Below are 12218 nucleotides of genomic sequence, written 5' to 3' on the forward strand. Positions count from 1 at the left end.
AAAATGGGCAGCCCTTTTTTCACTATTTATTTCACTGTTTCTAAAACGCGTACAAATTGTCCTTTTGAGTGAGGGTAGCCTGCTTGTGTAATTTTTACTTTTACAAGTTGTCCGATTAGACTTTCTGGACCCTCAAAAACTACTTTTAAGTAGTTGTCTGTATAGCCTGTTAGAAGGCCTTCTTCTTCACTGCCATCATGCACAAATTCTTCAGGAATAACTTCTAGCACTTGATCTTCAAAACGAGAAGCATACTCTTTTGCTAGTTGATCATTTAAAGAGATAAGTCGGTGGACACGTTCATTTTTAATGTCTTCATCAATTTGATCTTCCATACGTGCAGCTGGAGTTCCTGTCCGAGGAGAGAATGGGAAAACGTGTAGCTCAGAGAATTTATGATCACGGATAAAGTTGTACGTTTCCATAAACTCTTCTTCTGTCTCGCCGGGGAACCCAACGATTACATCAGAAGTAACAGCTAAATCAGGTAAAGCCTCATGTAATTTTGTTAAACGTTCACCGAAGAATTCCATTGTATATTTACGACGCATACGTTTTAATACCGTATCAGAACCAGATTGAATCGGAATATGTAAATGATTCACGACAATCTTTGATTCACGTAGTACTTCAATTACTTCATCCGTTAATTGACTAGCCTCAATGGATGAAATACGAAGACGCTTTAAGCCTTTCACATTGGCCTCTAAATCACGTAGTAATTGAGCAAGATTATAATCTTTTAAATCTTGTCCATAGCCACCTGTATGGATACCAGTTAAGACAATTTCAAGATAACCAGCGTCGACTAATTGCTGTGCTTGATGTAATACTTCTTGTGGGTCACGAGAACGCATTAAGCCGCGTGCCCATGGAATAATACAAAATGTACAGAAATTGTTACAGCCTTCTTGGATTTTTAACGAAGCACGTGTACGGTCTGTAAATGCTGGTACATCTAATTCTTCGTATACTCGGTTTTTCATAATATTACGTACAGCATTAATCGGTTGACGTTCCGCACGATATTGTTCAATATAACCAAGTAATTTCGTACGATCTTGTGTTCCGACAACGATATCGACACCAGGAATAGCCATAATTTCTGCAGGGGAGGTTTGTGCATAGCATCCTGTTACACAAATAACTGCATCCGGATTTTGACGAATTGCTCGACGAATGACCTGACGAGATTTTTTATCTCCAGTGTTCGTAACTGTACATGTATTAATGACGTAAACGTCTGCTTGTTGATCAAATTCTGTACGATCATAGCCCTCTTCTTTAAACAGCTGCCAAATTGCTTCTGTTTCGTAATGATTTACTTTACAACCTAGAGTATGAAAACTCACGATTTTTGATCGCTCGTTACTCATGATATATATCATCCTTTCAATTCACATTACCTTGTGTTTCCAAACATTTAATAAGTTTTTCGTTGTACATATTTTAGATACGTGATTTATGATAACATAAACCTTATAAAATCAGTACATATAAGATTTTTTTGTGAAATAATAAGTGATTTGTCTTCTGATGACTTCTATGTTCTTAAAAGTTTACATTTCAGCTTTTATTATATAGAAAGAAATTAGACGCCAACGTGAAAAAATGGTATGATTCGAAGAGGTACGTACATCTTGTTTAATGAAGGAGCGGTCAACAATGGAAAAGAATTTTGCACGTATGATTGATCATACATTATTAAAGGCTGAGGCAACGAAAGAACAAATTGACAAATTATGTGCAGAAGCTAAACAATTTAACTTTGCTTCTGTTTGTGTAAATCCTACTTGGGTAAAGCGTAGTAGTGAATTATTAGAGGGTACAGACGTTTTAGTTTGTACGGTAATTGGGTTCCCGCTTGGTGCCAATACGCCAGCAGTCAAAGCATTTGAAGCAAAAGATGCTATTGCTAACGGTGCAAAAGAAGTAGATATGGTTATTAATATCGGTGCGTTAAAAGATAAAGACTATGAACTTGTACAAGCAGATATCGCCGCAGTAGTAGAAGCAGCTAAAGATAGCGCACTTGTAAAAGTTATTATTGAATCATGCTTACTAACAGACGAAGAAAAAGTGAAAGCATGTGAGTTAGCTGTAGCAGCGGGTGCAGACTATGTGAAAACATCTACAGGTTTTTCTACTGGTGGAGCCACAGCAGAGGATATCGCACTTATGCGTAAAACTGTAGGTCCAGAACTTGGTGTAAAAGCATCAGGTGGTGTTCGTAGCTTAGAGGACATGAAAAAAATGGTAGAAGCTGGTGCGACTCGTATTGGGGCTAGCTCTGGTGTAGCTATTATGAATGGTTTAATTGCCGACTCCAACTATTAATTTTATCCTTTTATAGAGCCATAAGCTCATGTGTACATTGACATGAGCTTATGGCTTCTTTGTGTTTAATCAGCATAATAATTTTCTGTGCACATATACTCCACTGATGAATGTAAATACAGAAAGGAGGATGTCATGTTTACACAGTATAAGTCTTGGAGGCCCTATATTAGCCCCTTTGATCCTTGTAAGCCTATAGAAGTTAAGTATTATGCAACACCCCCACAATTATATATGGGTTTTCAACCACCTGGACTACCACAATTTCCAACCGCAAGAGAAGCGCTGAAGGCAGGCACGCTATGGCCACAGTTGTTTAGCCCATACCCATTTCCCCTAAAAGGAGGGAGGAAGCATGACTAAAAAGATGCCGCCCGAATTTTATAAGCAATTAGAAGAAATTCAAGCAATTGATTTCGTCATTGTTGAATTAAACCTCTATTTAGACACTCATCCACACGATTATGACGCCATTCAGCAATTTAATGAAAATACAGAGAAAAGTATGAAACTTAAAATTGATTTTGAGCAAAAATATGGACCACTCATGAATTTTGGGAGAAGCTATTCGAATTATCCTTTTAACTGGATTGATACACCATGGCCATGGCAAGTCTAAACAAAAGACTAGGAGGAATAATCTTTGTGGTATTATGAAAAGAAACTCCAGTATCCGGTAAAAGTTAGTACATGTAACCCAATGCTTGCTAAGTTTTTAATTGAGCAATATGGAGGGGCGGATGGGGAACTGGCAGCAGCTCTACGCTACATGAATCAACGCTATACGATTCCTGACAAAGTAGTAGGGTTATTGACCGATATAGCAACTGAGGAATTTTCACATTTAGAAATGATTGCCACGATGATTTATAAGCTAACAAAAGATGCAACACCAGAAATGCTGAAAGAAGCTGGCTTGGGTGATCATTATGTAAATCACGATCGTGCTCTCTTTTATCAAAACGCCTCAGGGGTACCATTCACAGCAACCTATATTCAAGCTAAGGGTGACCCTATCGCGGATCTGTATGAGGATATAGCGGCTGAAGAAAAGGCACGTGCCACATATCAATGGATTATTGACTTATCAGATGACACGGATTTAAATGATAGCTTGAAGTTTTTACGTGAGCGAGAAATTGTTCATTCCCAGCGATTTAGAGAGGCTGTTGAAATTTTAAAAGATGATAGAGATCAAAAGAAAGTTTTCTAAGACGAAAAAGGCTGTATCAAGTAGATAAACTGTACCCTTTGTAAAGGACATTTTAAAAAAGAGAACTTGAAACAGCTTTTTTGTGATTACTGAATATTTGAGAATAATGTAAGATCTTTTCGATGCCCAATCATTACTAATAAATCTTCCTTTTCAATAATCTGCTCAGGAGAAGGGGAAATAATAATTTCCCCTTCTCGCACAATTGCAATTACACTGACGTTATATTTTGCGCGCAAGTCTAAATCGCGAAGGTTTTGTCCAGCCATTTTAGAAGGAATCATAATTTCTTCAATACTGTATTCCTTTGATAATTCGATATAATTCAACATGTTTGGGGATAGGAGTTGATTAGCCACACGTTCACCCATATCTCTTTCAGGATAAATAATCCAATCAGCTCCAACTTTATCTAACACTTGCCCATGTCTTTTACCTAGTGCCTTTGCAATCACTTTTTTGATCCCTAGCTCTTTTAATAAAGAGACGGTTAAAATACTAGATTGCATATCATTACCGATCGCCACGATAACACAATCGAAGTTACCAATACCAATCGATTTTAAGGCTTTTTCTTCTGTTGTATCTGCTACCACAGCGTGAGTCACATAGGGTTCGGCATCCTCTACTCTTTCTTCATTTATATCAATTCCTAATATTTCCTGTCCAGCTTCATGCAATCTGCGAGCGACGCTTGTTCCGAATCTACCTAAGCCAATCACAGCGTATTGTTTAATGGTCATAGCGTTCTGTCTTCCTCTCATTTGGTTATCCAATCATAATATTTCCTTTTGGGTGGCGGAAACTCTCTTTTTTTCTTCGTTTTGCAATGGCAAAAGCAATGGTTAGTGGTCCTACTCTTCCTGCGAACATTGTAATAATCAGAAGAAGACGACCAGCAGGTGTTAGCTCTGGAGTTAGGCCCATCGAAAGACCAACAGTACCAAACGCAGAGGTAGCCTCAAATAAGTACATCATAAAGCTATGATGCTGTTCCGTGATACTGAGAAGAATCGTCACGACTATAACAATTAATCCTCCACACATTGTAACCGTCAAAGCCTTTAAGATAGTTTCAGTAACAATTCTACGTTTAAAGAGAACGACATCTTCTTTTCCTCGAATTTGTGACCACATAGTAGCTACTAAAACAGCAAAGGTTGTGATTTTAATACCTCCAGCAGTCGACCCAGAGCCTGCCCCAATAAACATGAAAAGAATCATTAAAAATAATGTAGAATGCGTTAAGTCCCCAATAGCCAGTGTATTGGAGCCAGCAGTTCGTGGTGTAACCGCTTGGTAAAGGGAACCTAACACTTTACCCCATTCGGATAATGGTCCCAGTGTCTTTTGGTTGCCATACTCAAACAAAAATATCAAAATGGTTCCACTAACAGTTAGCAAAAGTGTCGTTACTAAGACAATTTTTGAATGGACAGAAAGCCTTTTAGTCACACGATATTCATACAATTCATTCATAACAATAAAGCCTAATCCACCGATAGTAATAAGAGCACAGATGGTGAAAACAACAAAGGGGTCATCAACATAGGCAGTCATTCCGTTAAAACCACCCATTAAATCAAAGCCCGCGTTGTTGAAGTTGGATATGGCATGAAAAAATCCAAAATAAAGGGCTTTTCCAATAGGCATATCAAATGAAAAACGAACCGATAGAATAAGACCACCGATTATTTCAATACATGCTGTAAAGAGTAATATTCTTTTCACTAATCGAACTAGACCAGCAATGGAGATATTATTAAAGGCCTCTTTAAGCAGCAGTCTTTCTTTTAATGAAATTTTCTTACCGAGCAGTAAAAATAATAAGGTGGCAAATGTCATGAATCCTAAACCACCAATTTGGATCAAGAATAAAAGGACCACCTCGCCAAAAATAGAGAAGGTATCACCTGTATCAACTACGATTAAACCCGTGACACAAGTAGCTGAAGTAGCAGTGAATAAGGCATCTAAAAAGGTCAAACCCTTCCCATCCTCAGTAGAAAATGGCATTGTTAAAAGAAACGTCCCTATGGCAATGATTAGGGCAAAGCCCAATACAAGAACTTTGGGAGGGTTTAATGCTCTTTTAAAATTGTTCATTTAATTTACCTCAATTCTGTAAGTAAACAACTGGTTGTTAAATGGCATAATAAAAAGACCTACGATAAAAGCATGAAAAAGGCAGAAAGCATGCTAATAATGGTGGTCAATAACGACCTCCTTCGCTTTAGCCGACGAAGTTAGCTGACGGGTAGGATGGCGAAAGAGCTTTCTCATCCCTTCTGCTACTGCAGAATTAACCCCAAAAGATTGGTTCCTCCGTTCTCAAATAGTTGAGATTTGGCCGATTTGAAATTGAATGTGATTATTCTACGCCCTTATTCTATTTTTTGTAAACCCTTTAATTGTTAGGAAAATGTAATTATTTTTATTGTGGGTGAATTGGGTATGAATAATTCACACAAAAATAAAACCAAAAATTCACTTGATAATTTCGCATACTTTCTATTGACCATTATTAGACAATACGATATAATTTTTTAGTACACAACAGAAGGTTATTTGCCTAATTGTGTATTGACGTGTGTTCGGAGGGAGGGAAAGAGAGATGTCAAAAACTGTCGTTCGCAAAAACGAATCGCTTGAAGATGCTCTTCGCCGCTTCAAACGTACTGTATCAAAAAGTGGTACAATTCAAGAAGTTAGAAAGCGCGAGTTCTACGAAAAACCTAGCGTAAAACGTAAAAAGAAATCAGAAGCTGCACGTAAACGTAAGTGGTAATTTAATTTCCCATTAAAAATCCCTACGTTCATAACACGCAATTGTATGATTCACTGAGCAGACAAAGTTATACCTGAAACTAATCACATTTTTGATTAATTTCAGGTATTTTACATTGCTCAACTTTACGTACATATGAAAAAGCCGAATGAATCAAAATGATTTCATTCGGCTTTTTTTCACATACTAAGTGTTGATAATTGGGATTAGATCTAGTGATAAATAAGTGAATAAATTTTTAAGATTTGTGAAACTTTTCGCATGATTGACCGTATATACAGAGGAGAGGCATGTTAGAAGGGAGGGAAAAAGATGCGAAAACGGAGAATCCTCAGCTATTTACTAGTGATATGGATGACTTTTTTGTTAGCGTTTCCATTAACTTCGGCTTTTGCCAGTAATAAGGTCTATCATGTTCCGATTCATAATGAAGTAGAGCGAGGACTTCATGCATTTTTAGAACGAGCTTTTAAAGAGGCTGAAGAAAACAATGCAGAGGCGATTATCTTAGAAATACATACGCCTGGCGGTTTTGTGAATGCAGCAAGCGATATCGCTATGCTTATGGATGCAACGCAAATAAAAACGATTGCTTATATTAATAAGGATGCGCACTCAGCAGGAGCTTTTTTAGCCTTACATGCGGATAAGATCTACATGGTTCCGAATGGAACAATTGGTGCAGCGGCAGTTATCGATTCAGCAGGTAATGCAGCCGACCTTAAGGCCAATAGCGCTTGGCTTGCTCAAATGAAAGCAGCAGCAGAAACGTCAGGGCGCGACCCTAAGTATGCATTAGCAATGGCAGATACCAACTATGAACTACCAGAATACCGTGCTGGTGGAAAGAATCTGTTAACCCTATCCGCCTCAGAGGCATTAAAGGTTAAATATTCTGAAGGGACGGTTAAGGATTTTCAGGAGCTTCTAGAAGTAACCAACTTGAATGGTAGTGATGTTGTTTCAATTGAACCGACCTTTTCTGAAAAATTAGCTCGTTTTATTACAAATCCCATCATTGTACCTATACTGTTGTCAATCGCTAGCTTAGGACTTGTGATGGAGCTTTATTCGCCAGGATTTGGTGTTCCAGGTATAATGGGCTTATCAGCACTTGGGTTATTTTTCTTTGGACATATGGTGGCCGGCTTTGCGGGATATGAAACGTTATTGTTATTTATTATTGGCTTAGCCCTTTTAATTGCAGAGTTTTTTGTCCCTGGTGGAATTGTTGGTATTTTAGGTGGTGTCTTAATAGTACTAAGTCTGATACTGGCAGGTGCAAATATGATGCAAATGATAGTAGCAATTCTCATTGCGCTTGTGATAGCGATGATAGGAATGGTGATTCTGATGAAATTTTTCGGAAAAAAACTGCATGTCTTAAACAGGCTTGTGTTAATGGATGCAACGACGACAGAAGAAGGGTATGTATCCAATGTGAATCGCACAGAACTGTTAGGAAAAATTGGGAAAACGCTTACGCCACTTCGTCCATCTGGAACTATGGTACTTGGTAGTGAACGCATTGATATTGTATCAGAAGGTGGCTATATCGATGCCAATCAACATGTAGAAATTATTAAAGTTGAAGGCTCACGCATTGTTGTGAGACAAACAGATAAAGAGATGGAGGAATAGAAAATGGGTTTTGATTTAGCTTTGATTGGTCCTATTGCCGGACTAGTTATTTTATTCATTGTGCTTGCGGTATTCTTTACCTTTGTACCCGTAGCACTGTGGATTTCTGCATTAGCAGCAGGTGTACGTGTTAGTATTTTCACATTAATTGGGATGCGCTTACGTCGTGTTATTCCGTCTCGAATTGTTAATCCGTTGATTAAAGCACATAAAGCAGGTTTACCTGTAACGATTAACCAGTTAGAGAGTCACTATTTAGCAGGTGGTAATGTTGACCGTGTAGTGAATGCCTTAATTGCGGCTCACCGTGCCAATATTGAGCTGTCATTTGAACGTTGTGCAGCAATTGATTTAGCTGGGCGTGATGTATTAGAAGCTGTTCAAATGTCTGTTAATCCAAAAGTTATTGAAACACCTTTCATTTCAGGTGTAGCAATGAACGGGATCGAGGTTAAAGCAAAGGCTCGTATCACAGTGCGTGCCAACATCGAGCGTTTAGTCGGTGGTGCTGGTGAAGAAACAGTTATTGCTCGTGTTGGTGAGGGGATTGTTTCAACTATCGGTTCAGCGACACATCATACAGAAGTTTTAGAAAATCCAGATATGATTTCGCAAACGGTTTTATCTAAAGGTTTGGATTCAGGAACAGCCTTTGAAATCTTATCCATTGATATTGCCGATGTAGATATCGGTAAAAATATCGGTGCAGAATTACAAATTGAACAAGCACAAGCGGATAAAAACATTGCGCAAGCAAAAGCTGAGGAACGTCGTGCAATGGCTGTAGCAAACGAGCAAGAAATGATTGCACGTGTTCAAGAGATGAAGGCAAAAGTAGTAGAAGCAGAGGCAGAAGTACCGCAAGCGATGGCTGAAGCCTTACGTTCTGGTAATCTTGGTATTATGGATTATATGAACTATCGCAATATCCAAGCAGATACAGCAATGCGTGACTCTATTTCAAAAGTAAGCAATGATAAGCCTGAAAAAAATGAACCCAATGCTTAATAACGGAAAGGAGCGGAACTAACATATGGAACAGTTAATAATCTTCGCCATAATTGCCATAGTCAGCTCTATTTTCGGAAAATCAAAAAATAAAAAGCCTCAGAAGCAGATGCCTCCTTTTAATAAAGACACCGCGGTGGAGCCTCCAGTTACGGAGAAAGCGCCACATCGTAGTGGGAAAGCACAAAGTTTTGAAGATTTTGCAAGAGAATTTATCGGAGATTGGATTCCAGAAAATGAGAAGGTTGAGGAGCCTAAAAAATTTGTTGAAGAACAAGTGAAAAAGGAAATACCAAGCTATGTTGCCCCAGCTGTCATTCCAACTGATATTCCTAGCCGTTCTTCTAATCGAGAAGGTCGGGGACGATTAGCTGCTGGAAAAAAGGAAGTGCAATCTGTTGGCGCTCATTCGACTTTACAACTACCTCAATCTAAAAATGATCTTGTGCAAGCAATCGTGATGGCCGAAATATTAGGGCCACCAAAATCAAAAAGAAAATAACTAGCATGTCCTCCTTTTTCGATGCATATATTGCCGAAGAAGGAGGCATTTTTTATGAAAAAATTATTTCAATTAACGCCACTACTTGAGTTGTTAGAATACGAATCATTAAAAATTATTGGACCTTACCGTTTTATTCATGCAGATGCGACGACCTGTTCGTTTGTCTATGCAGATTATCATATTACTGTCAATGCGGATTCAGTGACAATCAATGCGCTTAAAGAAGAAATGCTACATCTATCTGTTAACAATCTACAGGAACTTCATATGAAAATGACAAAGAATATGGGTGTGAGCTAAAATGTGGAATAATCGGCCAATTATTATACGTATAAAGCGCCATGAAAATGTTCATCCTTTTATTCAAGCATTGCACGCTCAACATGTCCCATTAAAGCGTGTTGTCTTTCGTGAGCAGGAAGTTTCCTTTGAAACGACAATGCATTACCTACCAAAAATTCGCCGTGTACGAAGACGTTTTCGCTTAAAAATGGCTGTTTTTTATGCAGATGAGCTTCAAGTTTTTCGTGCACAAATTTGGACTCTATTGGGCTTAGCCTTCATGATTGCTATTCCAATCCTTTGTGCACAAGTCATATGGCGAGTGGACATTGAAGCCGCGACACCAGAACTGGAGGAGCGTTTAGGTAAGACCTTTCATGAAACCTTTCAACTAGAAACCCCTTTATCTCAAAAAAAGTTACCTTCTAATACGGTTATACGACAAAAGCTGTTAGAGCAACACCGAGAACTATCATGGGTCCATATTGATAAGCACGGCGGACGAGTAATTTTGAGACCACAAGAATCACCGAAACAAACAGAGCAAACAACTGACAAATTAGCCTCCCATATAGTAGCAACGAAAAGTGGTGTCATTACCCACTTCAATATACAGCATGGCGAGCGAAAGATTTCAGTGAATGATACAGCCTATGAGGGTGACGTCCTCGTAAGTGGTGTATTAGAAAGTGGCACAGATCAAGTTTTTGTTGGGGCAAAAGGTGAGGTTTATGCAGATTATTGGCTTGAATGTTCATTTAAAATTCCAACAAAAATTACCGTGGAAACCTTGCAGCAAAAGCAATGGCGGGTGTTGATAAAGGGTATACATGAGGAAAAGGTGGATTATGTTCAAAAAAAGGATTTACCGAATTGGCTAGCCCCCTATGTTTCGATTGTGGAGGAGCAACAGACGAAAACCATGCAAGTGGAGTTGGATGAATCGAAAATTGAGACATTGCTTATTCCTTTATTGCATGAAAAAGTATTACGCTCGTTGCCTGCAAAAACAATCATCAAGAAAGAAAACCTTTTACAGGCAAAGTGGGGGAATGGTACAGTTGAAGGGAAAGTTCTATTTTTAGTCAATGAAAACATTGCAAGTCCAATACAAGGCCTACAAGGAGAATGATTATGTCAGAACAGTTAACTGTATTACAGGTGGATAATCCAAACGAAGCGGTTATGCTACTAGGTATTTCCGATGCAAATATGAAATTAGTTGAAGAAGCACTTAATGTTCATATCATTACGCGTGGCGAACAAATTCAACTTGCGGGTGAAGAAAATGCTAAGGAACAGGCAACATTTCTTCTGCAAGCTTTATTGAAGGTCATTCGCAAAGGAATTAATATTGATCAACGTGATGTTACAACAGCTATTGAAATGACACAAAAAGGAACAATCGAATATTTTGCAGAACTATATGATGAAGAAATAGCACGCACGACGAAAGGAAAGTCAATTCGTGCGAAAACAATTGGTCAACGAGAATACATACAAGCAATCCGTCATAAAGACGTTGTTTTCGGTATTGGTCCAGCCGGTACTGGGAAAACGTATTTAGCGGTAGTCATGGCAACACAGGCACTTAAAAACGGCCATGTTAAGAGAATTATTTTAACTCGCCCTGCTGTTGAAGCTGGAGAGTCTCTAGGCTTTCTTCCAGGAGATTTAAAGGAAAAGGTCGATCCATATCTACGACCTCTCTACGATGCTTTAAACGACATCTACGGCTCAGAACAAACACAGCGGCTAATTGAACGCGGAACGATTGAAATCGCCCCTTTAGCCTATATGCGTGGCCGTACATTAGATGATGCCTTTGTTATTTTAGATGAAGCACAAAATACAACACATCAACAAATGAAAATGTTCCTAACACGTCTGGGCTTCGGCTCTAAAATGGTCATCACTGGTGATAAAACGCAAATCGACTTACCTAAAAATACAGAATCTGGCTTGATTGTTGCGGAGCGTACATTAAAGTATGTTAAATCCATCCATTTCCAAGTATTAGAACAAGGCGATGTCGTACGTCACCCAATCGTAGCCAAAATCATCCAAGCCTACGAAGAACAGCAACTTTAGAATTGCGTAGCAATTCTAAAGTCTGCCCCGAAAGCGAAGCGACAGGGGCAACGAGGTTTTAAAGTCTGCCCCGAAAGCGAAGCGACAGGGGCAACAGGGGTTAAAGTCTGCCCCGAAAGCGAAGCGACAGGGGCAACAGGGGTTAAAGTCTGCCCCGAAAGCAAAGCGACAGGGGCAACAGGGGTTAAAGTCTGCCCCGAAAGCAAAGCGACAGGGGCAACAGGGGTTAAAGTCTGCCCCGAAAGCGAAGCGACAGGGGCAACAAGGTATTAAAGTCTGCCCCGAAAGCAAGGGCAGACTTAAACATCCATATAGCTAAAACCTAAAGCACGAACTGAATCAAAATATGGAAA

Annotated in this window: 14 protein-coding genes and 1 riboswitch; of the genes, 11 read left to right on the plus strand and 3 right to left on the minus strand. The window is 39.0% G+C overall.

The window, feature by feature from the left end; translation table 11 throughout:
- Nucleotides 1-26: 26 nt before the first annotated feature.
- Nucleotides 27-1376, minus strand: coding sequence for a tRNA (N(6)-L-threonylcarbamoyladenosine(37)-C(2))-methylthiotransferase MtaB (mtaB, locus tag V1L66_RS07995; RefSeq protein ID WP_312127349.1), 1350 nt, complete (start codon nucleotides 1374-1376; stop codon nucleotides 27-29).
- A 289-nt stretch (nucleotides 1377-1665) separates the two neighbouring features.
- On the opposite strand from mtaB, the gene deoC reads away from it, so the two are divergent.
- The 4 genes from deoC to V1L66_RS08015 all read left to right on the plus strand — a co-directional run bounded on the left by deoC (nucleotide 1666) and on the right by V1L66_RS08015 (nucleotide 3550).
- A complete protein-coding gene (gene deoC / locus V1L66_RS08000) occupies nucleotides 1666-2337 on the plus strand; it encodes a deoxyribose-phosphate aldolase (protein ID WP_312127347.1) in 672 nt (223 codons plus the stop codon).
- Between the two features lie 135 nt (nucleotides 2338-2472).
- Complete coding sequence (locus V1L66_RS08005) at nucleotides 2473-2700, plus strand: spore coat associated protein CotJA (RefSeq protein ID WP_016994108.1); 228 nt, start codon at nucleotides 2473-2475, stop codon at nucleotides 2698-2700.
- Nucleotides 2693-2956, plus strand: a complete 264-nt coding sequence (locus V1L66_RS08010; protein WP_016994107.1) for a spore coat protein CotJB — start codon at nucleotides 2693-2695, stop codon at nucleotides 2954-2956. Before V1L66_RS08005 ends, V1L66_RS08010 begins: the two co-directional genes overlap by 8 nt.
- A 24-nt stretch (nucleotides 2957-2980) precedes the next feature.
- Nucleotides 2981-3550: a manganese catalase family protein gene (locus tag V1L66_RS08015; RefSeq protein WP_004227065.1), complete on the plus strand. Its 570-nt coding sequence runs from the start codon at nucleotides 2981-2983 to the stop codon at nucleotides 3548-3550.
- A gap of 86 nt (nucleotides 3551-3636) precedes the next feature.
- On the opposite strand, the gene V1L66_RS08020 is transcribed toward V1L66_RS08015, so the two are convergent.
- Together V1L66_RS08020 and V1L66_RS08025 are read right to left on the minus strand one after the other, a co-directional pair.
- On the minus strand, nucleotides 3637-4293 hold the full coding sequence (locus V1L66_RS08020) for a TrkA family potassium uptake protein (protein ID WP_016994106.1): 657 nt from the start codon (nucleotides 4291-4293) through the stop codon (nucleotides 3637-3639).
- A gap of 25 nt (nucleotides 4294-4318) precedes the next feature.
- Nucleotides 4319-5656 carry a TrkH family potassium uptake protein gene (locus V1L66_RS08025; protein ID WP_312126525.1) on the minus strand — a complete coding sequence of 446 codons (1338 nt, stop codon included), beginning with the start codon at nucleotides 5654-5656 and terminating at the stop codon, nucleotides 4319-4321.
- A 114-nt stretch (nucleotides 5657-5770) separates the two neighbouring features.
- A riboswitch (cyclic di-AMP (ydaO/yuaA leader) is annotated at nucleotides 5771-5912 on the minus strand.
- Nucleotides 5913-6164: 252 nt separating this feature from the next.
- Here V1L66_RS08025 and rpsU point away from each other — a divergent pair.
- The 7 genes from rpsU to V1L66_RS08060 all read left to right on the plus strand — a co-directional run bounded on the left by rpsU (nucleotide 6165) and on the right by V1L66_RS08060 (nucleotide 11865).
- On the plus strand, nucleotides 6165-6338 hold the full coding sequence (rpsU, locus tag V1L66_RS08030; protein WP_004227078.1) for a 30S ribosomal protein S21: 174 nt from the start codon (nucleotides 6165-6167) through the stop codon (nucleotides 6336-6338).
- A 312-nt stretch (nucleotides 6339-6650) separates the two neighbouring features.
- Nucleotides 6651-7979 (plus strand): nodulation protein NfeD, encoded by a 1329-nt coding sequence (locus V1L66_RS08035; RefSeq protein ID WP_016994104.1) that lies wholly within the window; start codon nucleotides 6651-6653, stop codon nucleotides 7977-7979.
- Nucleotides 7980-7982: 3 nt separating this feature from the next.
- Nucleotides 7983-8987 (plus strand): flotillin-like protein FloA, encoded by a 1005-nt coding sequence (floA, locus tag V1L66_RS08040; protein WP_112118215.1) that lies wholly within the window; start codon nucleotides 7983-7985, stop codon nucleotides 8985-8987.
- 25 nt (nucleotides 8988-9012) lie between these two features.
- Nucleotides 9013-9489 carry a hypothetical protein gene (locus V1L66_RS08045; protein ID WP_016994102.1) on the plus strand — a complete coding sequence of 159 codons (477 nt, stop codon included), beginning with the start codon at nucleotides 9013-9015 and terminating at the stop codon, nucleotides 9487-9489.
- Nucleotides 9490-9543: 54 nt separating this feature from the next.
- Complete coding sequence (locus V1L66_RS08050; RefSeq protein ID WP_016994100.1) at nucleotides 9544-9792, plus strand: hypothetical protein; 249 nt, start codon at nucleotides 9544-9546, stop codon at nucleotides 9790-9792.
- Nucleotide 9793: 1 nt separating this feature from the next.
- A complete protein-coding gene (locus V1L66_RS08055) occupies nucleotides 9794-10906 on the plus strand; it encodes a sporulation protein YqfD (protein ID WP_016994098.1) in 1113 nt (370 codons plus the stop codon).
- Between the two features lie 2 nt (nucleotides 10907-10908).
- The gene (locus V1L66_RS08060) at nucleotides 10909-11865 is read left to right on the plus strand and encodes a PhoH family protein (RefSeq protein WP_004227104.1); all 957 of its coding nucleotides are present in this window, start codon (nucleotides 10909-10911) and stop codon (nucleotides 11863-11865) included.
- Nucleotides 11866-12218 lie beyond the last annotated feature (353 nt).

It is taken from the genome of Lysinibacillus sp. IITD104 (assembly GCF_036698265.2).
GTDB classification, from domain to species: Bacteria; Bacillota; Bacilli; order Bacillales_A; family Planococcaceae; genus Lysinibacillus; species Lysinibacillus boronitolerans.